This is a genomic window from Afipia sp. GW822-FHT03D08 (assembly GCF_058801645.1).
Genome location: NZ_JBXANK010000001.1, coordinates 2013732 through 2037464 on the forward strand (window position 1 = coordinate 2013732; position 23733 = coordinate 2037464).

The 23733-nt window shown below is 62.5% G+C and carries 22 protein-coding genes; 1 reads left to right on the plus strand and 21 read right to left on the minus strand.

Going from position 1 to position 23733, the window contains the following annotated elements; translation table 11 throughout:
* Position 1: 1 nt before the first annotated feature.
* The 12 genes from AC1RM7_RS09925 to AC1RM7_RS09980 form a co-directional block, all read right to left on the minus strand.
* Positions 2–907 carry a hypothetical protein gene (locus AC1RM7_RS09925; protein ID WP_244434534.1) on the minus strand — a complete coding sequence of 302 codons (906 nt, stop codon included), beginning with the start codon at positions 905–907 and terminating at the stop codon, positions 2–4.
* Between the two features lie 139 nt (positions 908–1046).
* A complete protein-coding gene (gene serA, locus AC1RM7_RS09930; RefSeq protein WP_006021940.1) occupies positions 1047–2636 on the minus strand; it encodes a phosphoglycerate dehydrogenase in 1590 nt (529 codons plus the stop codon).
* 126 nt (positions 2637–2762) lie between these two features.
* The gene (locus AC1RM7_RS09935; RefSeq protein WP_024920436.1) at positions 2763–3935 is read right to left on the minus strand and encodes a phosphoserine transaminase; all 1173 of its coding nucleotides are present in this window, start codon (positions 3933–3935) and stop codon (positions 2763–2765) included.
* A 141-nt stretch (positions 3936–4076) separates the two neighbouring features.
* Positions 4077–4703, minus strand: a complete 627-nt coding sequence (locus tag AC1RM7_RS09940) for a flavin reductase family protein (RefSeq protein ID WP_024920437.1) — start codon at positions 4701–4703, stop codon at positions 4077–4079.
* A 164-nt stretch (positions 4704–4867) separates the two neighbouring features.
* Positions 4868–5155, minus strand: a complete 288-nt coding sequence (locus tag AC1RM7_RS09945; protein ID WP_024920438.1) for a hypothetical protein — start codon at positions 5153–5155, stop codon at positions 4868–4870.
* A gap of 70 nt (positions 5156–5225) precedes the next feature.
* Positions 5226–5804 (minus strand): glutathione S-transferase family protein, encoded by a 579-nt coding sequence (locus tag AC1RM7_RS09950; RefSeq protein ID WP_024920439.1) that lies wholly within the window; start codon positions 5802–5804, stop codon positions 5226–5228.
* A 112-nt stretch (positions 5805–5916) separates the two neighbouring features.
* Positions 5917–6741: an outer membrane protein gene (locus AC1RM7_RS09955; RefSeq protein ID WP_006021945.1), complete on the minus strand. Its 825-nt coding sequence runs from the start codon at positions 6739–6741 to the stop codon at positions 5917–5919.
* A gap of 156 nt (positions 6742–6897) precedes the next feature.
* Complete coding sequence (locus tag AC1RM7_RS09960; protein ID WP_024920440.1) at positions 6898–7743, minus strand: outer membrane protein; 846 nt, start codon at positions 7741–7743, stop codon at positions 6898–6900.
* A 393-nt stretch (positions 7744–8136) separates the two neighbouring features.
* Positions 8137–9384 carry an MFS transporter gene (locus AC1RM7_RS09965; RefSeq protein WP_024920441.1) on the minus strand — a complete coding sequence of 416 codons (1248 nt, stop codon included), beginning with the start codon at positions 9382–9384 and terminating at the stop codon, positions 8137–8139.
* Positions 9385–9711: 327 nt separating this feature from the next.
* Positions 9712–11061 carry a phosphoglucosamine mutase gene (gene glmM / locus AC1RM7_RS09970; protein ID WP_006021948.1) on the minus strand — a complete coding sequence of 450 codons (1350 nt, stop codon included), beginning with the start codon at positions 11059–11061 and terminating at the stop codon, positions 9712–9714.
* Positions 11062–11292: 231 nt separating this feature from the next.
* Positions 11293–11469 (minus strand): hypothetical protein, encoded by a 177-nt coding sequence (locus tag AC1RM7_RS09975; RefSeq protein ID WP_162832203.1) that lies wholly within the window; start codon positions 11467–11469, stop codon positions 11293–11295.
* A 59-nt stretch (positions 11470–11528) separates the two neighbouring features.
* Positions 11529–11693, minus strand: coding sequence for a hypothetical protein (locus AC1RM7_RS09980; RefSeq protein ID WP_162832204.1), 165 nt, complete (start codon positions 11691–11693; stop codon positions 11529–11531).
* A gap of 87 nt (positions 11694–11780) precedes the next feature.
* Between AC1RM7_RS09980 and AC1RM7_RS09985 the strand changes: the two genes are divergently transcribed.
* Entirely contained in the window at positions 11781–12956 is a 1176-nt protein-coding gene (locus AC1RM7_RS09985; RefSeq protein WP_024920442.1) for an alpha-hydroxy acid oxidase, read from the plus strand.
* Positions 12957–13193: 237 nt separating this feature from the next.
* On the opposite strand, the gene AC1RM7_RS09990 is transcribed toward AC1RM7_RS09985, so the two are convergent.
* The 9 genes from AC1RM7_RS09990 to AC1RM7_RS10030 all read right to left on the minus strand — a co-directional run bounded on the left by AC1RM7_RS09990 (position 13194) and on the right by AC1RM7_RS10030 (position 23554).
* On the minus strand, positions 13194–13505 hold the full coding sequence (locus AC1RM7_RS09990) for a hypothetical protein (protein ID WP_244434533.1): 312 nt from the start codon (positions 13503–13505) through the stop codon (positions 13194–13196).
* 69 nt (positions 13506–13574) lie between these two features.
* Positions 13575–14408, minus strand: coding sequence for a shikimate dehydrogenase (locus tag AC1RM7_RS09995; RefSeq protein WP_024920444.1), 834 nt, complete (start codon positions 14406–14408; stop codon positions 13575–13577).
* A 77-nt stretch (positions 14409–14485) separates the two neighbouring features.
* Positions 14486–16201: a SulP family inorganic anion transporter gene (locus tag AC1RM7_RS10000; RefSeq protein ID WP_024920445.1), complete on the minus strand. Its 1716-nt coding sequence runs from the start codon at positions 16199–16201 to the stop codon at positions 14486–14488.
* Positions 16202–16242: 41 nt separating this feature from the next.
* Positions 16243–16500, minus strand: coding sequence for a helix-turn-helix domain-containing protein (locus tag AC1RM7_RS10005; protein WP_024920446.1), 258 nt, complete (start codon positions 16498–16500; stop codon positions 16243–16245).
* Positions 16501–16686: 186 nt separating this feature from the next.
* Positions 16687–18738: an elongation factor G gene (locus tag AC1RM7_RS10010; RefSeq protein WP_024920447.1), complete on the minus strand. Its 2052-nt coding sequence runs from the start codon at positions 18736–18738 to the stop codon at positions 16687–16689.
* Between the two features lie 309 nt (positions 18739–19047).
* On the minus strand, positions 19048–19530 hold the full coding sequence (locus AC1RM7_RS10015; RefSeq protein WP_006021957.1) for a DUF992 domain-containing protein: 483 nt from the start codon (positions 19528–19530) through the stop codon (positions 19048–19050).
* 175 nt (positions 19531–19705) lie between these two features.
* A complete protein-coding gene (locus tag AC1RM7_RS10020; RefSeq protein ID WP_006021958.1) occupies positions 19706–20218 on the minus strand; it encodes a DUF992 domain-containing protein in 513 nt (170 codons plus the stop codon).
* Between the two features lie 121 nt (positions 20219–20339).
* Positions 20340–22322 (minus strand): acyltransferase family protein, encoded by a 1983-nt coding sequence (locus tag AC1RM7_RS10025; RefSeq protein WP_024920017.1) that lies wholly within the window; start codon positions 22320–22322, stop codon positions 20340–20342.
* A gap of 29 nt (positions 22323–22351) precedes the next feature.
* On the minus strand, positions 22352–23554 hold the full coding sequence (locus AC1RM7_RS10030) for a pyridoxal phosphate-dependent aminotransferase (RefSeq protein ID WP_006021960.1): 1203 nt from the start codon (positions 23552–23554) through the stop codon (positions 22352–22354).
* Between the last annotated feature and the right edge of the window lie 179 nt (positions 23555–23733).

Genomic DNA, 23733 nt, shown 5'->3' on the forward strand with positions numbered 1-23733 from the left:
GTCAGAATGACGAGCCGCCCGACAGTAAGCCCGGCGCCCGCTCACGAAATGGATTTCTGAGCGTTGTGCCCGGGGTGTCCGCAGGCGCCGCACCAGCCACAGGAAAAGCATAGCCAACGATTGTCTTGACCACGACGCGATCGGACGCCGGCGTCAGGCCATAGCCCACGCCAAAGTTCACATCAAAATCGCCGACCTTGAAATCGGTCACCGCGAAAACGGTGTGCTGCTGATTGCGAAGCGCCGCGAAGTGCCCGATCTCGCCGAAGTCTGCATAGTATTCGAGACCGAGTTGCACATCCTGCGCGACCTTCTTCGCCACCCGCGCCGCCGGAGTGAAATCAGCCACGCCAAGGCGGCCAAGCCCGATGCCCACAATCGGGTTCACGATGAACTCGTAGTCGCCCTTTCGCATCCCGATGATCGGACGAATCTCGAGCCCCCAACGGGTCTGCGCGAATTTCGGCATCTCGTAGCTCAGCTCGAAATTGACACCGTAGAAGAAGTCCCGCTGAGCCGCGCTCGGCGAGACGAACAACGATCGGAGTTTGAAGCCGTCGGAGAGGAACTGACGGTCCTGCACGGCAAACGGCAGATAGAGGCCGAGCTCCCACCACTCCGTCATGCCGTAGGCGAATTCCGGCGTACCGTTGAGACTTCCATCCGACCTGAAACCACCCGGGAAGGGCGGCAGCGGTTGTCCGCGCGCGACATAGTTCAGATGCTGCTGGATGGTGAATTGACCTACGGCAGCGATCGACGCGTCATAGACTTGGATCTCATCGGTCGCGTGGGCGACCGTGCAGGCGCAGCCGAACGCAACCCCCACGCCAGCGAGCAGCCGCCACGCCGTGCGATGGGACCAGCTCGTCGTCGGGCAACGCGCCCCGTTCGCTCCCGCCGTCACCCGCATCGGCCCCGTTGAAAAGCATAATTTAGAACGATTCTAAATTACGTCGCCGTGGCCGTTGCTGTCAAACGCGAAAGGCGGCCGCAGGACTGCAGCCGCCTTTCAAATTGAAATATCCTTCAGGACAATACGTCCCTCAGAACGTCAGCGCTTTCGCCTGCTTGACCTGCGGCAGCGCCGCCACCTTCGCGAGGACATCGGCCGGCACCGCACCGTCGACCTCGACCAGTGCAATGGCGTCGCCACCCTGCACATTGCGGCCGAGATGGAAGGTCGCGATGTTGATCTTGGCATCGCCGAGCAGCGAGGCGAATTTGCCGATGAAGCCCGGCTTGTCCTCGTTGGTGATGTAGATCATCGACTTGGCGAATTCAGCATCGACCCGGATGCCCTTGATGTCGACCAGGCGTGGCTTGCCGTCGTGATAAACCGTGCCGGATACCGAACGCTCCTGCCGTTCGGTCGCGACCGTCACGGTAATCAGACTTTCATAATCGCTGCGGGCGGCACGTGTCACCTCATCGACCACCATGCCGCGCTCCTTCGCCACCACCGGCGCAGAGACGACATTGACGTCGCCCAGCATCGGCCGCAGCAGGCCCGTCAAGGCTGCGGAGGTCAGCGCCTTGATCTTCATGTCCGCGACCGCGCCCTCATAGGTGATCGTGACCTTGGTGATGCCGGTTTCGGTCAACTGGCCGGCGAACGAGCCGAGCTTTTCGGCCAGTTCGATGAACGGCTTCAGCTTCGGTGCTTCTTCCGCCGTGATCGAGGGGAAGTTGACGGCGTTGGAGATCGCACCGGTCAGCAGATAGTCCGACATCTGTTCGGCGACCTGCAGCGCGACGTTTTCCTGCGCTTCCGTGGTGGATGCGCCGAGATGCGGGGTGCAGATGACATTCGGATGACCGAACAGCACGTTGGTCTTGGCCGGCTCTTCCACGAACACGTCGAACGCAGCGCCCGCGACGTGCTTGGAATTCAGCGCATCGACCAGCGCCTGCTCATCCACCAGACCGCCGCGCGCGCAGTTGATGATACGCACGCCCTTCTTCATCTTGGCGAGCGAGGCCGCGTCGATGATGTTCTTGGTCTTGTCGGTCAATGGCGTGTGCAGCGTGATGAAGTCGGCGCGCTTGAACAGGTCGTCGAGTTCGACCTTCTCGACGCCGATGTCCTTGGCGCGCTCCGGCGACAGGAACGGATCGAACGCGATCACCTTCATGCGCAGGCCGAGCGCGCGGTCGGCGACGATCGAACCGATGTTGCCGGCGCCGATGACGCCAAGCGTCTTGCCGGTGATTTCGACGCCCATGAAGCGGTTCTTCTCCCACTTGCCGGCCTGGGTCGAGGCGTCGGCGGCGGGGATTTCGCGGGCCAGCGCCAGCATCAGCGTGATGGCGTGCTCGGCGGTGGTGATCGAGTTGCCGAACGGCGTGTTCATCACGATGATGCCCTTCGCCGTAGCGGCGGGAATCTCGACATTGTCGACGCCGATGCCGGCGCGGCCGATGACCTTCAGGTTCTTGGCCTTCTCGAGAATCTTCGCCGTCGCCTTGGTGGCGGAGCGGATGGCGAGGCCGTCATAGTTGCCGATGATCTCGGCAAGCTTGTCCTTGTCCTTGCCGAGTTCCGGCTGGAAATCGACCTCGATGCCGCGATCCTTGAAAATCTGCACGGCGGCGGGAGACAGCGCGTCGGAAATGAGAACTTTGGGTTTGGTCATGGGATGTGATCCATCTTTCGTCATTCCGGGGCGCGAGCCTTGCGAGCGAGCCCGGAATCCAGACGAGGTTAAAGGGATTTGTAGTTGGATTCCGGGTTCGCGCTACGCGCGCCCCGGAATGACAAGTCAGGCCGCTTTCGCGAGCGAAGCCTTGGTCTCGGCGAACGCCCAGTCGATCCACTGCGTCAGAATCTCGACGTCCCTGGCCTCAACCGTCGCACCGCACCAGATGCGAAGACCGGCCGGCGCATCGCGGTAATGCGCGAAGTCGTAACCGGCGCCTTCCTTCTCGACCGCCGCGACCAGCTTCTTGGCGAAGTCAGCCTGCGCGTCGGCAGAGAGCGCGTTGATCGCCGGATCGACGACCTTCAGGCACACCGACGTGTTGGAGCGGATCGCCGGATCGGCGGCAAGGAAGTCCACCCACGGCGTCTTCGCCTTCCAGTCGGCGAGCACCTTGGTGTTGGCATCGGCACGCGCGATCAGCGCCTTGAGACCGCCAACGGACTTCGCCCAGTTCAGCGCATCGAGATAGTCCTCGACGCAGAGCATCGACGGCGTGTTGATGGTTTCGCCCTCGAAGATGCCGGCATTGAGCTTGCCGCCCTTGGTCATGCGGAAGATCTTCGGCAGCGGCCACGGCGGCGTGTAGCTCTCGAGCCGCGCGACGGCGCGCGGCGACAGGATCAGCATGCCGTGCGCGGCTTCGCCGCCCAGCGCCTTCTGCCAGGAGAACGTCACGACATCGAGCTTCGGCCAGTCGAGCGGCTGCGCGAACGCGGCGGAGGTCGCGTCGCAAATCGTGAGGCCTTCGCGGTCAGCCGCGATCCAGTCGGCGTTCGGAACGCGCACGCCGGAGGTGGTGCCGTTCCAGGTGAACACGATGTCGGAATTCTTGTCGGCCTTCGACAGATCGGGAATCTCGCCATATCCGGCGTGGAGCTTGACCACGTCCTTGAGCTTCAATTCCTTGACGATGTCGCTGACCCAGCCTTCGCCGAAGGATTCCCATGCGATGGTGGTGACCGGGCGCGGCCCGAGCAGCGACCACAGCGCCATTTCGACGGCGCCGGTGTCGGACGCAGGCACAATGCCGATCTTGTAATCGGCAGGCACTTCAAGCACTTCGCGCGTCAGTTCGATCGCGAGCTTGAGTTTGGCCTTGCCGACCTTCGCGCGATGCGAACGGCCGAGGGCTGCGTCCTTGAGATTTTGGGGGTTCCAGCCAGGGCGCTTGGCGCAGGGGCCGGAGGAAAAATGCGGCACGTTCGGCTTGGCGCCGGGCTTCGCTACAGTCATATTCTATCCTTCCAGATAGCTAGCCTCCCGTTGGGGGGAGGTGTCCCGCCGCCGTCAATATGGAAGGTTTCGGATTTCGTCAAGAAACTTTGCCCCGCGCGGATCACAAAGCCGGGATGCAGGGCGTCCCTTCCCGCCGGGTCAGGCCGGCCGCTTCCACTCTGCGAGCGGGATATTCGGCATCTCGAAACGCTGTGTCGTGCGGGTGTACCAGCCGCCTTCCATGCGTCCGATCAGATCGAGTTTCTCCGCGTCGACATACTGCCGCGTGGCATCGATCACGGCGTGATCCTGCACATGAATCATCAGGATGCGGCCGAGCACGAGGCTGAAGCCGCCGAGCGCGACCTCCTGCATGAACGTGCATTCCATCGAGACCGGCGAGGCTTCGATGCGCGGCACCTTCACCTTCTCCGATGGCACGAGTTTCAGGTCCGCCTCTGCCGGTTCCTCGACGCCCTTGGGAAATGCGATCGAGGTGATCCGCATCTGCTGGGCGAGACTGTAAGGCACAAGATTGACCACGAACTGTTCGTTGGCGCGAATGTTGGCGCGGGTGTCCTTCGGCTCGCCGGGCCCTTTGCTGCCGATTCCGACGCCGACTGTCGCGGGCTCCGATCCGAACACATTGAAGAACGAGAACGGCGCGGCGTTCACAGCGCCGCTGCTGTCACGCGTGGTGATCCATGCGATCGGCCGCGGAAGCACCGTGGCCAGCAGCAGCTTGTAGCGTTCGCCGGCCGTCATTGCTTCGAAATCGAATTGCATGGGTTCTCCTCGCGCAAAGCCGCCCTCGGCAACGCCGCCGTCTTGAGTGACTTGCAATTCGCAAGCCGGATCAACGCGGCCAGACTAGATGCTTTTTTGGAACTTACAACGCTGGACGGAGATTCACCTGCGCATGGGCGATCTGCCCTCTCTGTCAGGACCTGTTATTCCGGCGCCGCGCCGACCGGCGGTCCGCCCGGCGGACGGTGCAGGAAGGTGATGGTGGCGAAAGCCCCGACCCACGATCCGACCGCGGCAAAGGCCACATAGATCCAGTTCTCGGTGTAGCTGATCACCGCGTAGGACGAGAGCAGATACCAGATGCTGCTCCAGGATGCCGCGGGGACGCGTTTGCGCGCCACCACCGCCGACGTGAACATGACATAGACGGCATCGGTCGCGGCGGTGGCGAGCAGAACGGCGATGGCGGTCAGGGGATTGATGGCCGGCATGGGCGCTTCCTCGGCTGGATGACGAACCGGCCACAGCTTACCCTGCATTCGCCGCCTTCCGTCCCCGGAATCAGAGGCCGAGCCGCTTTTCGGACTCGCCGATCCAGCGCCGCACGGCGTCATAGCCGTCGAGATGAAAGCCGCCTTCGTGGGCCGCGCGGGTGTAGGCCAGCAGCGCCACATCCGCGAGCGAGAACACGTCCTCGACCAGGAACTTCGTTTTCTGCAAGTGGTGCTCCATCAGCGCCAGCGCGGCATAGCCCCGCTTGACCTTCTCCGGATCGAGATCGCCCAGCGACTTGCCGAGATAGACCATCTGAAACCGGCAGACCGCGATGTAAGGCTCGTGGCTGTACTGCTCCCAGAACAGCCACTCATCCATCTTCGCCGACAGGAACGCCTCCGCGGGGATCAGGTCCGTGCCGCGCGCCAGATAGCGGATGATGGCATTGGATTGTGCCAGCGTGCGACCGTCGTCGAGTTCGAGCACCGGCACCTGCCCCGCCCCGTTCAGCTTGAGAAACTCGGGCGTGCGGCTTTCACTTTTCATGGTGTCGACATCGATCCAGGTGTAGCGGCGCGAAAGCTTGTCGCACACCCACTTCACTTTCAGGCAATTGCCGGATTTCAGATCGCCATAGATCTTCATGACCGCACCTTCCCGATGGCTGCCGCCTCCGAATGGAGCGATAGCCCAACAGGCAAAACGGCCCCTGTCAACGACAGGAGCCGCAAAAGAGAACTTCGGAGAAACGGTTTGGTCAGAACCTGTAGCCGAGACCGCCGCGTACGGTGTTGATGTTGGTATCGATGGGACCGGTGAAGCGGATGTATTCCCATTCGGCGCGGCCGAACACGTTTCCAAACAGCATCACTTCGGTGCCAAGACCCATCGTGTATCCGACCTTCAACCGGCCGTGCTGATTTTCGGAAGCTGTGTACGTGACGGGGCCGTAAGCGTTTGTCGGCGGCGGACCGGGATTCGTGCCCTGCGCATCGATCACGTTGGTTCTCGTGCTGTCGGCGAGTCCGAACGCAACGCCGCCAAACAGATAAGGAAGGAAACTGCCGATGGCGTATGCGGCACGGCCACGGAACGTGAGAATGTCCGTGAACTTGATGGACGCCGACGACGTCACGAGCACATTGTTGTTGATACCGTCCGAGGTGGTGAACTGGCGCCCCATGCTGCCGGCTGCGGCGCCCCCGAAGTTACCGTGCATATAGCTCGCATCGACGCCAAGCACGGCGTCGCCCCACTGCGCGTTATAGCCGGCGAAGCCGCCAAAGGCGCTGCTCTGATGCGAAACCTTCCCGCCGATCACCGGCCAGCTCGAAACCTGGAATTCCTTTTCGATCGTCGTCAGCGCCAGTTGTTGCGCCGTCATGTTGCTCGTCGCACCATTGAAATTGTGGTCGGACGAGCCGTAAGCCGCCTGCCCGCCGGCGTAGAAGCCCTGCCATCTGACATAGCGCGGACTTTCGCGGAGCATTCCGCGCAGGACCGGCAAGTCCTCGGGATAATCTGCGGCCTGCGCACCCTGCGCGGCTGCCGCCATCATCATCGCCAACACGATCCGACGCATCACGAAACTCCCGTTACCAACGCTTAACTACGTTCGATCATGCCGCGTTAACCCTAATCATTCGTTATCGCCGCGCACTCTGCGCAAAAGAAAACGGCGCGGAAAAATCCGCGCCGTTAAAGTTTGGCAGGAGAGACGAAGCGAGAAGAAATCCAATCAGCCCTTACGGATGAGAGGCATCATCGGCGGAGCGTAAGCCGGCACCGGATCGATCGCCCAACGGATGCCGAGTTTCAGATCATGCGACGTGAGATGCTTGAAGGTCGTCGGATTGTTGATGTTGTTGGTGCCGTCGTAAGCGATGACGTCGCCGGTGATGCCGTCACCCATGTCGAGGTAACGGTAGGCCAGTTCGAGCGTCAGGCTCGGATTGATCTTGTAGGCAAGGCCGGCGTGAACCGCCCAGGCGAAATTCCACTTCGATGCATCTGCTGCGTAAGCGGAGCTTGGCCCACCGGCGAAACCACCGTTGCTCGTCGTTTGTCCGACGTCAGTGTAGTTTGCCATCGTCACGCGAGCGGCACCGACACCGGCACCGATGAACGGTGTGATGCACCACCAGGTTCCGAGATCGGCATAGGCGTTGGCCATGATCAGCCATTCGGACTTGTTGCCGGTATACTTGTTGAAGCCGTTTTGCACGGCACCGCCGCCATTGAAGGTGTTCACTTCGTAGCCGTTCAACGTCGAACTCGCGCGGTATTCACCGGTTACGTCCGCGCGGAACCAGTTGTTGAAGCGGTAACCTGCGCCGAGACCGAAGATGCCCGCGCTGTTGAAATCCGCCTTCTGATTCTGGCTAGTGAGACCGGCTTCGAGCGCGTTGCTCAGGTGCTGGACCTTCTGGTTGCTGAAGCCGATATCGCCGCGCAGATACCAGCCGCCGAAGTCTTCCACTGGAGGCGGAACATACATTGGAGGGGGCGGAAGATCGGCAGCGAGCGCGGCCGAGGAAATGAATGACGCAGCGCCGGCAGCAAGAAGATTCTTCAGAGTACGCATTGGTCCGGTCCTTTCGCCGGTGAGGCAGACAAAAGCCTCACGCTCAAAACTCATGGGCGGACCATGGCACCAAATGTTTAAGCGGCACTTAACCCTAATTCTTAACCGCGATTTTTAATCTGGCTTAAGCGAGACGGTAAACATTTACACAACGCGCGAGGCCTGGCGCGCCGCAAAATCCTAACGATGTGTTGATGATTGAGTCAGCGATGCTGACGTAGTGGCGGCGAAGTCTGCTTCGGACTTTTCCGTCATTGCGAGCGAAGCGAAGCAATCCATTCTTCTATCCAGGACATGGATTGCTTCGTCGCTGCGCTCCTCGCAATGACGAGACAAATGCCAGGCACGAGGCCCGGCATGACGTCGATAGTTGTGCAACTTAAAGTGCGAGCGTCAGAGCTTGTGGCGCTTGATCTGCGGCAGGAAGATCGCAAGCAGGCCGATGGCCGGAAGCCAGGCGCAAACCTGATACACGAAATCGATGCCCTTCCAGTCCGCCACCTGACCGAGCACGGCAGCGCCGAGACCGCCGAAGCCGAACGTCATGCCGTAAAACAACCCCGAGATCATGCCGAGACGATGCGGCATCAGTTCCTGCGCATAGACGATGATCGCAGGCGTTGCCGACGAGATGATGAATCCGATCAGGATGCTCAGCACCGCGCTGGCGAACAGGCCGACATGCGGCAGCGCCAGCGTGAACGGCAGCGCGCCGATGATCGAGAACCAGATCACATACTTGCGGCCGAACCGGTCGCCGAGCGGACCACCGAAGAACACGCCGACCGCGCTCGCGGCGAGAAACAGGAACAGATAGATCTGCGACGCCTGCGTGGTGATGCCGAATTTCTGAATCAGGAAGAACGTGTAGTAGCTGCCGATGCTGCCCGAGTAGAACGCCTTGGAGAACAGCAGCACCATCAGCACGGTCAGCGCAACCAGCGTCCGCGCCGATGACCGCTCCTCGTCGGCCACGGCATGGCTGACCTTGCGCTGTGCGACGCGCGGCCTGTACCAGCGCCCGATCTGCCACAGCACAACGATGGCGAGCGCGGCAACCAGCGAGAACCAGGCGATGCTGCCCTGCCCGAACGGCACGACGATCAGCGCCGCGAGCACGGGACCGACCGCGCTGCCGATATTGCCGCCGACCTGGAACACCGATTGCGCCATGCCGACCCGGCCGCCAGAGGCCATGCGCGCGATGCGCGAGGATTCCGGATGGAAGACCGCCGATCCGGTGCCGACCAGACCGGCAGCCAGCAGGATCACCCAGTAATGATTGGCGACGCTGAGCAGGATCAGGCCAGCGAAGGTGAAGCCCATGCCGAGCGCCAGCGAGAACGGCTTTGGATACTTGTCGGTGTAGGCGCCGACGAACGGCTGCAACAGCGACGAGGTGAACATGAAGGCCAGCGTGATCATGCCGATCTGGCCGAAGTCGAGCGCGTAGTTGTCCTTCAGGATCGGATAGACCGACGGGATCAGCGACTGCATCAGGTCGTTGAGGAGATGCGAGAAGCTGATGGCACCGATGATAGCGTATGCGGGTGCGCTCGAAACCGGGGCGGGGGCCGCCGGAGCATCCACAACGATCGGTGCAGCGAGGGTGTCTTCCGACAGGACAACGGGCTTGTTCACGGCAGATTCCGGCAAATTCAAAATCGAATGGACTTCAAATACAAATTCGGCGGCGAGGTCACCAGTCGCGATTCCCCATGGCTGATGTGCCGGATTGATCAGACTGGCGGCAAGTCGCGCAGACCCCGTCATCCTGAGGTGCGAGCACTTGCGAGCCTCGAAGGATGGCGGTGATATCTGCGTCCTGCATTCGCGCATCCTTCGAGGCTCGCCGCAGACGCGGCTCGCACCTCAGGATGACGCGGCACTGTGCAAAATGGGTCCCGGCCGGAGCCTGTCATCGGACGACGCTTTGCGCCGATCCGTTGGCCGGGACGACGTAGAATTTTAAGCCGCCGCGGACGCCGTCCCAAGCGCCGAGACGATCATGTCCACGGCTTCCTCGACCAGGTCGCGATTGTCGCCCTCGCCCATCACGCGGATGACCGGCTCGGTCCCGCTGGGGCGGATCAGCAAACGGCCGCTGCCGTTCAGGCGTTTCTCCGCATCGACGATCGCGGATTTCACGCCGGGATTGTCGAGCGGCTTGCCGGTGCGGTAGCGCACGTTCTTGAGAATCTGCGGCATCGGCTCGAAGCGGTGGCAGACCTCCGACACCGGACGGCCGAGGCGCTGCACCACGGCTAGAACCTGCAACGCCGCGACGAAGCCGTCGCCGGTGGTTGCGAAGTCGGACATGATGATGTGGCCCGACGGCTCGCCGCCGAGATTGTAGCCGCCCTTCTGCATCTGCTCGAGCACATAGCGATCGCCGACCGGCGTGCGCAGCAGCTCGATGCCCTGCTCCTTCAGATAACGTTCAAGGCCGAGATTGGACATCACGGTGGCGACGATACCGGGCTTCGCCAGCCGTCCATCGTCCTTCCAGCTCTGCGCGATCACGGCGAGAAGCTGGTCGCCGTCGACCACATGGCCGCGTTCGTCGGTGATGATGACGCGATCGGCGTCGCCGTCGAGCGCGATGCCGATGTCGGCGCGCATCTCGCGCACCTTGCGCGACAGCGCTTCCGGCGATGTCGAACCGCAGTCCTTGTTGATGTTGAAGCCGTCCGGCTCGACGCCGATGGAGATGACGTCCGCGCCCAGCTCCCACAGCGCTTCCGGCACCACCTTGTAGGCCGCGCCGTTGGCGCAATCCACCACGACGCGCAGGCCGTCGAGGCTGAGATCGCGCGGCAGGGTGCGCTTGGCGAATTCGATGTAGCGATCGTGCACGCCGTCGATGCGGCGGGCGCGGCCGAGACTGGCGCTCTGGGCGAGACGCTTGTCGAGGTTCTCGTCCATCAACTGTTCGATCTGCGTCTCGACATCGTCGGACAGCTTGAAGCCGGCAGGGCCGAACAGCTTGATGCCGTTGTCGTCGAACAGATTGTGCGAGGCGGAGATCATCACGCCGAGATCGGCGCGCATCGATTTGGTGAGCATCGCCACGGCCGGCGTCGGCATCGGGCCGAGCAACAGCACATCCATGCCGACAGACGTGAATCCGGCCACCATGGCGTTTTCGATCATGTAACCGGACAGACGGGTGTCCTTGCCGATCACCACGCGATGACGATGGTCGCCGCGCTGAAACACCAGACCAGCCGCCTGCCCGACCTTGAGCGCCAGTTCCGGCGTGATCAGGCTGTTGGCACGACCGCGGATACCGTCGGTCCCGAAATATTTGCGCACCATGAATTCCCCTGTTCCGCCGAGTCTCTGGCCAGGCTCCGAAAAACACCTGCTTGGCTCTGGCGAACGCCCCATTCTAGCGGAGAGCTCGTTATAAAGCCTCTGGGGACGGGATTTCTTCAAATAATATGATGAATCATTACCGCCGCCCGGCAGAGGCGACGGCTCCTATGTCATTGATTTATAACGTGTTGTCCGCACTGGACGCTCCAGCCGGAAAACCGGCCTGGGGTTTTAGCCCTTCCGCCTGCTGTCCTCATCGTGCCTGGACGGCGACGGCTGGGTCACGCTGACCGGGTCGGAGCCCGGAAATGATTCTTCCAGCCCGGCCTCAAGGTCGTCGTCGAGCTTCTTCTTCTCCGGGTCTTTCGGCTTGTTCGGGTTTTTCTGCTTTGTGGCGGCCTCGGCCATGATGTGCTCCTGCGTGGGTTCGCAGGGATAACGTCCGGGGATGCCGCCTGTTCCGGATTTTAGTCCTTCGGACGAGGTTCGGCGTGCGGGTCCGGCTGGGTGAGTTTGACGGGGTCGGAGGCGGGAAAGGTCTCTTCAAGCGCCTCGTTCAGTTCGTCGTCCAGTTTGCGCTTTTCGGCTTCAGCCTTTTTGACGGCTTCCGGATCGGCCTTTTTCGTGGTCATGACGATCTCCCGGCATGGCAGGTGTTTGCACACGCTCCAGCCATGATAGATGATTGTCGCAACAAAAAATTCAATGAGGACGCGTCCATGAAGAACATTACCTGCATCGAGGACCTGCGGCAGATTCACAAGCGCCGCGTGCCGAAGCCGTTTTTCGATTACGTGGACGGCGGGTCCTATGCGGAAGAAACCCTGCGCGCCAACATCAGCGACATGCAGAAGTTCAAGTTTCGCCAGCGCATCCTCGTCGACATTTCGAAGCGGCAACTCAACACGACCATTCTCGGCGAACCGGCTGCGCTGCCGCTGATCCTCGCCCCGATCGGCTCGGGCGGGCTTCAGTATATGGACGGCGAAATCTACGCCTGCCGTGCTGCGCAGAAGGTGGGCATTCCCTACACGCTTTCGACCATGTCGATCTGCTCGATCGAAGACGTTGCCGCGAATGTCGAGAAGCCGTTCTGGTTCCAGCTCTATGTGATGAAGGACCGCGGCTTCGCGAAATCGCTGATCGAACGCGCCATCGCCGCGAAGTGCAGCGCGCTGGTGCTCACGGTCGACCTGCAAGTGCTCGGCCAGCGCCACGCCGACGTCAAGAACGGCCTGACAGTGCCGCCGAAACTCGCGACGCTGAGAAACCTCATCGACTTCGCCACCAAGCCGGCCTGGGTCATGGGTATGCTCAAAGGAAAGAGCCGGAATTTCGGCAACATCACCGGCCATGTGAAGGGCGCAGGCGATCTCGGCTCCACCTCGGCGTGGGTTGCGTCGCAATTCGACCAGTCGCTGAACTGGAAGGATGTCGAATGGATTCGCTCGATCTGGCCCGGCAAACTCATCATCAAGGGCATTCTAGATGTCGTCGATGCGCGTGAAGCTGTGAAGACCGGCGCGGAAGCCATCGTGGTCTCGAACCACGGCGGACGTCAGCTTGACGGCGCACCGTCTTCGATTTCGGTGTTGCCGGAGATCGTGCAGGATGTCGGCTCGCAAACCGAGATCATGTTCGACGGCGGCATCCGCACCGGCCAAGACGTGATGCGCGCGCTGGCGCTGGGCGCCAAGTCCTGCATGATCGGCCGCGCCTATATCTATGGCCTCGGCGCGGGCGGACAGGCTGGCGTGGAATTGGCGCTCGATCTGATCGGCAAGGAGCTCAGCACCACCATGGGCCTCACCGGCATCAACCATATCGGCGAGATCGATCGCCGCGTGCTGACGGACTATATGCAGACCAATGCGGTGAGCAGCCCGCGGAATTGAATCGGGGATTGATTCCTTTACCTCTCCCCGCTCGCGGGGAGAGGTCGGAGGCTGAGCGCAGCGAAGTCTCCGGGTGAGGGGCCTCTGCGTTCCATTGGCGAAATGCCCCTCACCCGCTCGCTTTGCTCGCGACCTCTCCCCGCAAGAACGGGGAGAGGTGAAGTTCACATCGGCGGCGCGAGGCCGTCGTTGCCCGCGACGGTGCGATCATCGACCGCGCCGTTGGTCATGCAGGTGTTACTGACAACTCCAGGACGTGGTCACCTTGTCCTCGGCCATGGTCGCCGTGCAGTTTTTCTGCTCAATTTCGTTCGAGCCCGGCGTCTTCAGCTTCACGAAACCGGCAAGTTCGCGGGGACCGCGACGGAGCATACTGATTTCCGTGACGGTGATGTTCTTGGCAGCAAAGTCATCCTGCATGCGCTTCTTGACGTCTTCGATGAACGCCGGGTTGAAGCCCTGCGCACCCTGATAGACGGTGGTGGCGCTGTAGATCACCAGCGCGAGCGCGGCGAGCACGACGAATTTTCCGGTTCTGTTCACAGGCATCCCTTCATGCTGAAGGCGCCCCTTTAGCGTCGCACGGTGAGAATCTCAAGCTGTCCCGGTGTCGCGGATTCAGACTCGTGTCAAATCCGCCTCGACCAGCGCGCGCAAGTCCGGGGTCACTGCGGGACGCCTGCCAAACCACAATTCAAACCCGCGCACCGCCTGATGCAGCAGCATGCCGAGACCGTCGGCGGTTCTCAGGCCGCGTGCTTTCGCGGCTTTCAGCAGATCCGTCTCAAGCGGCACGTAGACCAGATCGGCGACCGTCGCGCTTGCCGGAAGCGCGCCGACATTCACATCGAGCGGCGGCTGCCCCTTCATGCCGAGCGATGTGGTGTTCACCAGAAGGCCTACACGCGGGAGCACATCGCCAACGGCATCCCATGCCAGCGGCTGCACATGTGCGCCGAACTGATCGGCCAGCACCTGCGTTCGCGACGCAGTGCGGTTGGCCAGATGCACACGCCTGATGCCGCGTTCGATCAATCCGAAAATCACCGCGCGGGCCGACCCGCCCGCGCCGAGCACCAGCACATCTTCGGTGCGATCCCAGCCCGGCGCACTGGCGTCGAGATTGCCGATGAAGCCCTCGACATCGGTATTGGTCGAATGCAGTTCGCCGCCATTGAAGTAGAGCGTATTGGCCGCGCCCACTGCACGCGCACGCGCATCGGGCGCCGAGAGTGCGAGCGCCTGCTCCTTGTGCGGGATGGTGACGTTCGCGCCCTTGTAGCCGCGCTCCGCAAGATGTCCGATGAAATCCGCGAACGCTGCCGGCTCCACAGCTTCGATGCGATAGTCGCCGTCGATGCCGAACGACGTCAGCCAGTATTTGTGAATCAGCGGCGAGCGCGAATGCGCGGCGGGCCAGCCGATCAGACATGCCGCAGGTGTCACGCTCACAAATCGGGCTCCGGTTCGACCAACTCCACATACGAATTGGTATGTGGATTGGTCAAATCACGCAGCCCCCGGCGCTGTCAAATCGTTTGATCCAGCCGCTTGATCTCCGCGACGGCGCTTGCGATGTCCGAGCGGTATTTCGCCTGCGGCGGCCGCGCACCATAGGACAGCAGCGTTCGCCGCACACTTGGCGATGCGCCGGTGATGAACACCCGCACGCCGTGACGCCGCGCCTTGACCGCGATCTGCGCGATGGCATTCGCCGCGGTGGAGTCCAGCAGCGGCACCGCCTTGAAGTCGATCACCAGCGCCTTGTAGCCGGACAGGCGATCGAGCACCGACGCCACGGCGGCCACAGCGCCGAAGAAGAATGCGCCGCTGATGCGATAGACCATGATGTCGCGGTCGGCCGCGAGGGCGGGATCGTAGGGTTCGCGGTCGCCGTTTGACCTGTCGGCCTTGTCGTCGACGGTGAGCGGCGCGTAGGTGTCGATGCCGGTGATCTGCGACATGCGGTGAATAAACAACAGCGCGCCGAGCGCGAAACCGACCACAATGCCTTCGGTCAGATCGCGGAACACGGTGAGCAGGAATGTCGCGAGCAGCACGACGGCATCGCCCCATGACGAGCGGATGAGTGTCGCGAACTCATGCTTCTCCGCCATGTTCCACGCCACCACGGCGAGCACGCCTGCGAGCGTCGCCAGCGGAATGTAACTCGCCAGCGGAGCAGCCAGCAGCATGAACGCCAGCAGGAACACCGAATGCAGCATGCCGGCCACCGGCCCGCGTGCGCCGGCGCGGACATTGGTGGCGGTGCGTGCGATGGTGCCGGTGACGCAGATTCCGCCGAACAACGCCGAGCCGATATTGGCGAAACCCTGCGCCACCAGTTCAGAGTTGGAGCGATGACGGCGGCCGGTCATGCCGTCAGCGACCACGGCGGACAGCAGCGACTCGATGGCCCCGAGCAATGCGAACGCCATCGCGTCGGGCAGCACCGCCTGAATCTTCGCCCATGTGATAACGGGAAGCGACGGGACCGGAAACGACTGCGGAATGCCGCCGAAACGCGTGCCGATGGTTTCCACCGGCAGCGACAGCAGCGCCGCTGCAGCGCCGGTGACGACGACCGCGATCAGCATGCCGGGCCAGGTCGGGCGCAGCCTGTGAAGCCCCGCGATGATGGCGATGGTCGCAACCGAGATCGCCACCGCGGCAACGTTCGTAGTGCCGATGGCGCGTCCCAGTGTTTCAAGTTTCGGGATCAGTTCGCCCGGTTCCTTGCCCGCAAGCGTGAGGCCGAGCAGATCGCGGATCTGGCTCGCGAAGATGATGACGGCGATTCCGGCGGTGAAGCCCACCGTCACCGGATAGGGAATGAACTTGATATAGGTACCGAGCCGCAGGAATCCGGCGGCGACCAGAATCAGTCCGGCGATCATCGTCGCCAGCAGCACGCCATCGATTCCATGGCGCGCCATCGATGCCGCAACAAGCACGATGAACGCACCGGCGGGGCCGCCGATCTGGAAACGGCTGCCGCCGAGCAGCGAGACAAGAAAGCCGCCGAAGATCGCTGCGTAAAGTCCACGGTCAGGCGTGGTGCCGGAGGCGATCGCAATCGCCATCGACAGCGGCAACGCAACAATGGCGACGGTCAGGCCCGCGACCACATCGGCGCGAAAGACATCGAGGCCGTAGCCCTCGCGCAGGACCGTGACGAATTTCGGAGTAAACAGTTCGGCGAATGTCGGCTGCGGCTGGCTCGGCTGTGCGCTCGATGCGTCCATGTGTTCTGCGCCCGCGTGTCATGCCGGCGTGTCGCCGGCTTTTAACTTTGCGGCGGCTCCCTGAACCGCACGCCCCGGCCCCCGCCCTCGCTCCTGGCGTTGTCGCCGATCAGATCCACGCCGGCCCGGTTCAGTGCGTCGACAACCTTGGTCAGAGAGTCGACAACACCACGAACAACGCCGCCGCTGGCCTCCATCCGCTGGATGGTCGGAAGCGACACACCGGACATTTCCGCGAGAGTCTTTTGGTCGATGCCCAAAAGAGCCCGCGCGGCCCGCATCTGCGAAGATGTGATCAATGACAAAATTCCATCTTGAGAGACCATAATGCAAGTAAAAAACGGCCTTAATGATGTATTATACATCATCCAAAGCCGTTTTGTAGGCTGATTTTTGCAAAGATCGCGGCGGTTTCACCTCTCCCCGTTCGACGGGGAGAGGTGAAGAATCTCGCATTTCACGCGAGACGTTTGCGAGACGTTGCCTTATGCCGCCGTGCGATGCGCGGCGATGATCTGCTCCGCCGCGCGGCCGGTGACTTCCGACATGTGGTCGAACTGCCGGGTGAAGCCGCCGGCTCCCGCTGTCGCCGAGCGCAATTCCACGATCAGATCGCCGATTTCGGCTTCGGGCATCATCGCCCGCACCCGGTCCCAACCGGTCCAGCCCTCGCGGGTATCGAATCCGAGAATCTGGCCACGCCGCCCTGACAGGATGGAGTTGATCTTCGCGGTCGCATCGGTCGGACAGACGATCTCGACCACATGGATCGGCTCCAGCAACACCGGCGCGCATTGCGGCAACGCTTCGGTGACACCGATACGCGCCGCCGTGCGGAACGCCTGATCGGACGAGTCGACGCTGTGATACGAGCCGTCGGTGAGCGTCACTTCGAGATCGATCACCGGGAAGCCAAGCGGCCCGCGCATCATGCCGTCGCCGACGCCTTCTTCCACCGCGCCGATATAGTTCTTCGGCACGGCGCCGCCGACGATCTTTTCGCGGAACACGACCCCGCTGCCGCGCGGCAACGGCTTGATGTCGAGCACCACGTCGCCGAACTGGCCATGGCCGCCGGACTGCTTCTTATGACGCCCGCGCTGGGTGATGGTCTTGCGGATGGTCTCCTGATAACCGACCGGCGGCGCATGCTGCTTCACGGTGACGCCGAAGCGGTCCTTCAGCCGTTCGACCGCGACGCGCAGATGCATCTCGCCCTGCCCCCACAGCACCATTTCGTGTGTGAGAGGATTGTGGACGACGCTCAGCGACGGATCTTCCTCGATCAGACGCGTCAGCGCCTGCCCAAGCTTGACGTCGTCCTTGCGGTCCAACGCGGACAGTGCCGTCGCCAGAACAGGCGGCGTTGCCACCACATCGGCGAGTGCAGCGGGCGTGGTCTTGCCCGTCGTCAGCGTCTCACCGGTGTGGACCGGATCAAGCTTGCCGAGCGAAACCGTCTCGCCGGCAGCCGCGGATGCACGCTTGCCGTCGGCGCCGCCATTCGGCACGGCAATTCCCGAGACCCGGCCGCTTCCGCCGCCGGACGACTGCACGGTGTCGCCGTCGGTGATATGCCCGCGCAGGATGCGCGCCAGCGACAACTTTCCGCCATGCTGAAGATGCGTGGTCTTCATGACATAGGCGAGCCCCGTCTTCTCGTCGTCAATGCCGAGGCGTTTGGCGGTGGCCGTGACATTGGGAGCTTCATGGCGCAGCGCCTTCATCAGCCGCAGCACACCGTTCTCGCGCGTCGCGCAGCCGAGCAGCACCGGACAGATCTGACCCTCGCGCAATTCGTTGGCGAGATCGTCGAACACCTCGTCGCGCGGCGGCGGAATATCCTCAAGCAACTGTTCGAGCAGCCGGTCATCATGATCGGCGAGTTTCTCCAGCATGCTGAGCCGGGCTTCCTTCTCGCGATCGAGATCGCCTGCCTCAAGGTCGATCACCTCGGACGGCATATGCTCGCGATAGACAAAGGCGCGCTCCAGCGCGAGATCGACGAAGCCTGCGATGAGATCGCCCTTCCAGATCGGAATCTGCCGCAGCACCAGCGGCGTACGCGAGGCCGGCTGCAACGTCGCCAGCGTTTCGCGGATGCGCTTGTTCGCCTTGTCGATCTTGTTGAGGAACAGGAAGCGCGGAATCCCGAGGTCTTCGAGCTCGCGCATGATGATCTGCAATTGCGGCAGCTTGCGCTCGTCGGCCTCGCACACGATGACCGCGGCATCGACAGCCGGCAGCGCGGCACGCATGTCGTGCGCGAATTCAACGGAGCCCGGACAATCGATGAAGGTGTAGCTGTCGCCCATGAAGGTGGTGGTCGCGGCTGTCAGCCCGACACTCATGCGATGGTTACGCGCCTCCGGAGACTGATCTCCGACGGTGTTGCATGCTTCAACGCTGCCTGCTTTGGGAATGGCCCCGGTCCGGGCCAGGATCGCTTCAAGTAATGTGGTCTTGCCACTCTGGAACGGGCCCACCAGCGCAATGCACCGGGGACCACGGGGACTTCTCAGGTTGTCTTGTCCCATTTGCCGTCTCCTCATGGAGTACGGCCCGCATCGAGCACTTCCCGGCGAAGGGTTCATCCGGTCGCCGCCGGAACGCTCTCACTTCATAGCTACGCGCATTCCGCTCGCACCGCTCCCACTTCTGCGGAATGCGTTCACGCGGGTCGGCATCAGGATCGTCTCAAGGCGCGGTACGGTTGGCAAGCGGGAAACATGCCGCTGCGCAGCATCGCGCGATCACCTAAAATTGCTGTCCCATTGGAGACATTATCGAAAACAAAGGCCCGCCAAGGCGGCGGGCCTTTGCAAAAAATATTCTGTGCGCGAACCTCAGAAGCGGCCGGGACGCAGTTCCATGCTCTGGACGCCGCCGGCGACGCTCAAGCCGGTCTGTCCCTGCACGCTCAGCGGTTGCAGGGCGAAGGAATTGGCCGAACCGCCGAGCATGGCGTTTCCGCCGAGACCGACGCCCACCGCGGCGCTGGCGTCGACGCCGGCGTAATTGCCGGACAGGTCGCCCATGCCGATACGCGCGGTCGGTGCGAACACCGCCCATGACAACGCGGTCTCAGTCGTGATGCCGAGATCGACGCCGATCTTGGTGATGCGCGCGGTATAGAGATCGTCCGGGCGGCCGTCGGCGCGGAAGACGCATCCGAGATTGGTGACCGAACCGACAATCATGCCGACATTCGGACCGCCGCGGCATTCAAGCACGCCGACCTGGGTGCGCCCTGACTGAGCATGAACGAGGACAGCCGTCGCGACGAGGGCTGCCGAAGCAACGGACAGGACGGTGGAAAGGCGGCGCATGGGATGTCTCCGGCTGTATGGCGCGAATTGAAGGATCGATGCGAAAAAGACCGTGAAAGGTCCGCGCATCTAGTCATACCGGCGGGTAATGTTCAATTCCCGCCCTGCCGATAGCCCTTAAAGAGCAACAAAAAAGGCCCGCATGTGCGGGCCTTTTTCATTCCGGTTTGTTAACTCAACCGCGATGGTGGTGGCGGCGATGCTTGCGCTTCACCAGGCCGGCCGGCTCAAGTTCGAGGCCGACAACGCCGCCGGCCACGTTCAGGCCGGTCTGGCCCTGCAGGCTGAGCGGCTGGAGCGCGTAGGAATTCTGCGAGCCGCCCCACATCAGGTTGCCGCCGCCGCCGAGACCGAAGGAGACGTTGCCGCCGACGCCGCCGTAGTTGCCGGCAAGATCGCCGCGGCCGAGACGCTGGGTCGGGGCGTGCACCGCCCACGCAAAGCTGGTGTTTTCGGTCACGCCGAGGTCGACGCCGACGCGGGTGACATGCGCCAGATAAGGCTCGGGACGGCGGCCTTCGCTGCGGAAAACGCACTCAAGCGTGGTTTTGGACGCGACGACCATACCGACGTTCGGGCCGCCCCGGCATTCCAGCACGCCGACCTGAACGGCCTGCTGTGCGTTCGCCGTGGCGAACGAGGCGACGAGTGCCGCGAACGCGGTACCGAGAACTGATGAAAGACGCATGGAATTCAACTCCGGATTGCTTGTTTTGATAGGCGCGCGGACAAAAGGGAAGCGCCGTGTCAAAAACATGGCAGCCTGCTTATTTCCTATCAAACTGCCGACATTATTCAGTAGTGTTGCCTTATCGCAGGTTTCCGCCAACGCTCGTTGCCGGTTTGCCTAGCAAGAAGCTCACCAAAGTGTCTTCTGCACGCGCGCCCAGAAGCTCCGATCCCATCACAGTCAGGTGACCGGTGTCCCGAAACAGCCAAAGGTCGCCATTCATCACCTCGCACACATTCGGGCAGAGGTAATCTTCCGGAAACAGTGTCGTCACTTTGTCAGGATACAGCGCCTTGATGCTGCGGAAAGTCTCATTCCATGGCGCCGTCTGCGTTCGCACTTCGGCCAGGGTCGGAGGAGCGCAATCCGGCGGCGGGGCGATGGACAGACGCCTGATTTCCGTTTCGTACTTTTTGCAGTGGGTCAGCACTTCGCCGCCGATCAGCAAGATGCGCCGGTCCGGGCCACCCATCTTATCAATCGTCCGGGACAGCGCCGCCGCAATCGCTTCGCGGTACTGATTGTCGGTGTTCGCCGGCAGCGGGCGGCCATCCTCTCCGGCGAGATTGCGATAGGACCGCCACGCCTGTGCGATCAACACTGGCGCCGCGCTGCTGCGTACCTTCTCGAATGTAGCGTCCCGCTCGGCGGCACAACGCGCCGCGGTGGAAGCATGGCCCAGCCGGATGCCGTCGAGCATCAGGCACCCGCCGTAAGCGTAGGATTCGCCCCGCATGCCAAGCTTGAGCAGCAGCGGCTGCAACGCGGCGACATACTGCTGTGCATAGGAGTCGCCGATGATCTGCACGCCGAGCGGTCCGGCCGTGTCGCCAAACACGCATAGATACTCCGAGCACGGCGCGAAGGCGAAAGCCTGCTTGTGCATGACCGCTCGCTGCGCCTCGTTGAAGCGCCATGACCAGCCATCCTGACGGAAGGCTGTGTGCGCCGGAACAGCGACAACGGCAATCGCCACACCGCAGGCACCGAGAAGTTTCCAGAACGGCCTCACCTCAGGCGCACGCGACCGGAATGGCACTTCGACCAGACGATGAAGCATCGTCGCCAGACCGAACATCACGGCAAGGGCCACGAGTTTGACCCAGACCACCTCCATCCAGTCGCCGATGACATGGCGGCCGAAAACGATCACGGGCCAATGGCACAGATACAGCGAATAGGAGATGGTCCCGACCCAGACGGCGGCGGGGTTGCCGAGAATGCGCAACTGCGTGGAGCCGCGGCCACCGTAGATCGCAAGCGCAGTCCCGGCGGCAGGGATCGCAGCGGTCAGTCCCGGGAACGGCGTCGCCGCCGTGTAGAAGATCATGGACGCGAAGATCAGAACCAGCCCCATTGCGAACATCGCAATAGCCTGTCGAGGTCCGGGAGATCCGCGCCGCTCGGCCAGAACCACGATCGTCCCGAACGCAAACTCGAACACGCGGAAGGGGGTCAGGTAGAAGGCGGCCGCAGTGTCGCGCGGCAGCCAGAGCTGGGCCGCGATCAACGAAGCAGCCGCGAGCGTCGTGATCGCGACAAAAAGGAAAGCCGAGTGCTTCGCCCTTGTCAGGAGCAGCAGCAGCGCGGGCCAGACCAGGTAGAACTGTTCTTCCACCGACAACGACCACAAATGCAGTAGCGTGCGCTCGTCGCTCGAGGCGGCGAAATAGTCGTGCGCCCCTTTCCAGAAACGGATGTTGACGATGGAGAACAGCGACGAGACGACGTCGCCGGCCAGGACACGCAACTGCTCCGGCGAAGACAGCACCAGCCCCACTGCGAACGAAGCTGCGATGGTGACGAACAGCGCCGGGAAAATGCGCCGGATCCGGCGATCGTAGAAAGTCAGCAGCGAGAAGCGGCCATCCTGCAGATCGTTCAGGATATTTCGCGAAATCAGGTAACCGGAAATGACGAAGAACACGTCGACACCGACGAATCCTCCGGGCAGGGCCGAGAACTTGAGATGACAGAAGATGACGCCGAGGACTGCAATGCAGCGCAGGCCATCGACGTCAGGGCGATAGACGCCGTGAGCGAAATGTCGAGGCGCGGTCACGACAGCAGCCTCGACATATCATCAGCGCCTCAGCGCAGGTTTCCGCAGAAACGCTGGATGCGCTTGCAGGCTTCCTCGAGGTCCGAGGTCTTCGTCGCGTAGGAGATGCGGAACGCCGGGCCGAGGCCGAATGCGGACCCCTGCACCACCGCGACGCCTTCGGTCTCCAGAAGCTCGGTTACGAAGTCCTCGTCGGTCGCGATCTTTTTCCCCGATGGCGCAGTCTTGCCGATGGTGCCCGCGCAGGACGGATAGACATAGAACGCGCCTTCGGGGCGCGGACAGTCGATGCCGCTCGCCTGATTCAGCATGGCGACCACGAGATCGCGGCGCTCCTTGAACACCTTGTTGTTCGCCGCGATGAAGTCCTGCGGACCGTTGAGCGCCTCGACGGCCGCCCACTGCGCGATCGACGACGGGTTCGAGGTCGATTGCGACTGGATGGTCGCCATTGCCGAGATGAGCTGCTGCGGCCCGCCCGCATAACCGATACGCCAGCCGGTCATGCAGTAGGCTTTCGATACGCCGTTCACGGTCAGCGTGCGATCGAACAGTTTCGGCTCGACCTGCGCCGGGGTGGTGAACTCAAAATCGTCGTAGACGAGATGCTCGTACATGTCGTCGGTCATCACCCAGACATGCGGATGCTTCACCAGCACGTCGGTGAGCGCCTTCAGTTCGGCGTGGGTATAGGCCGAGCCGGTCGGGTTCGACGGCGAGTTGAGGATGATCCACTTGGTCTTCGGCGTGATCGCCTTCTCCAGCGCGGCCGGCTGCAGCTTGAAGCCGAACTCCGCCGTGCAGACCACCGGCACGCTCTCGCCGCCGGCGAGCGCCACCATTTCCGGATAGCTCACCCAGTACGGCGCCGGGATGATGACCTCGTCGCCGGGGTTCAGCGTCGCCATCAGCGCGTTGTACAGCACCTGCTTGCCGCCGGTGCCGACCGTGATCTGGTTCGGCTTGTAGGTCAGGCCGTTCTCGCGCTGAAACTTCGCGATGATCGCGTCCTTCAGTTCGGGAATGCCGTCCACCGCCGTGTACTTGGTCTTGCCGGCCTCGATGGCATGGATCGCCGCCAGCTTGATGTTGGCGGGCGTGTCGAAGTCGGGCTCGCCTGCGCCAAGGCCGATGACATTGCGGCCCGCAGCTTTGAGCTGACGTGCTTTATCCGTGACCGCGATGGTCGCGGACGGCTTCACACGGTCAAGCGCAGCGGACAGAAACGGCATCGTGTTCTCCTAAAGGATGCTGAGGGTCGCGAAGGCCCGGATTCGCGGGTTTTAGCGGGCGGGGCACCCTAAAACGGGCGACGCTGCATCGCAAGAAACTTCGCCCGAAACACACGAAATTGCGCCGCAGACTAAGGAAACCTTAAAGCGCCCGCCTTAGGGTCGATGCGCCCAGGGGC

What these genes read in the sequence shown, in the direction of transcription:
- serA (WP_006021940.1), bottom strand. Translation starts at nt 2,636, where the DNA reads ATGACCAAACCCAAAGTTCTCATTTCCGACGCGCTGTCTCCCGCCGCC.
- AC1RM7_RS09935 (WP_024920436.1), bottom strand. Translation starts at nt 3,935, where the DNA reads ATGACTGTAGCGAAGCCCGGCGCCAAGCCGAACGTGCCGCATTTTTCC.
- AC1RM7_RS09940 (WP_024920437.1), bottom strand. Translation starts at nt 4,703, where the DNA reads ATGCAATTCGATTTCGAAGCAATGACGGCCGGCGAACGCTACAAGCTG.
- AC1RM7_RS09945 (WP_024920438.1), bottom strand. Translation starts at nt 5,155, where the DNA reads ATGCCGGCCATCAATCCCCTGACCGCCATCGCCGTTCTGCTCGCCACC.
- AC1RM7_RS09950 (WP_024920439.1), bottom strand. Translation starts at nt 5,804, where the DNA reads ATGAAGATCTATGGCGATCTGAAATCCGGCAATTGCCTGAAAGTGAAG.
- AC1RM7_RS09955 (WP_006021945.1), bottom strand. Translation starts at nt 6,741, where the DNA reads ATGCGTCGGATCGTGTTGGCGATGATGATGGCGGCAGCCGCGCAGGGT.
- AC1RM7_RS09960 (WP_024920440.1), bottom strand. Translation starts at nt 7,743, where the DNA reads ATGCGTACTCTGAAGAATCTTCTTGCTGCCGGCGCTGCGTCATTCATT.
- glmM (WP_006021948.1), bottom strand. Translation starts at nt 11,061, where the DNA reads ATGGTGCGCAAATATTTCGGGACCGACGGTATCCGCGGTCGTGCCAAC.
- AC1RM7_RS09975 (WP_162832203.1), bottom strand. Translation starts at nt 11,469, where the DNA reads ATGGCCGAGGCCGCCACAAAGCAGAAAAACCCGAACAAGCCGAAAGAC.
- AC1RM7_RS09980 (WP_162832204.1), bottom strand. Translation starts at nt 11,693, where the DNA reads ATGACCACGAAAAAGGCCGATCCGGAAGCCGTCAAAAAGGCTGAAGCC.
- AC1RM7_RS09985 (WP_024920442.1), top strand. Translation starts at nt 11,781, where the DNA reads ATGAAGAACATTACCTGCATCGAGGACCTGCGGCAGATTCACAAGCGC.
- AC1RM7_RS09990 (WP_244434533.1), bottom strand. Translation starts at nt 13,505, where the DNA reads ATGCCTGTGAACAGAACCGGAAAATTCGTCGTGCTCGCCGCGCTCGCG.
- AC1RM7_RS10000 (WP_024920445.1), bottom strand. Translation starts at nt 16,201, where the DNA reads ATGGACGCATCGAGCGCACAGCCGAGCCAGCCGCAGCCGACATTCGCC.
- AC1RM7_RS10010 (WP_024920447.1), bottom strand. Translation starts at nt 18,738, where the DNA reads ATGGGACAAGACAACCTGAGAAGTCCCCGTGGTCCCCGGTGCATTGCG.
- AC1RM7_RS10015 (WP_006021957.1), bottom strand. Translation starts at nt 19,530, where the DNA reads ATGCGCCGCCTTTCCACCGTCCTGTCCGTTGCTTCGGCAGCCCTCGTC.
- AC1RM7_RS10020 (WP_006021958.1), bottom strand. Translation starts at nt 20,218, where the DNA reads ATGCGTCTTTCATCAGTTCTCGGTACCGCGTTCGCGGCACTCGTCGCC.
- AC1RM7_RS10030 (WP_006021960.1), bottom strand. Translation starts at nt 23,554, where the DNA reads ATGCCGTTTCTGTCCGCTGCGCTTGACCGTGTGAAGCCGTCCGCGACC.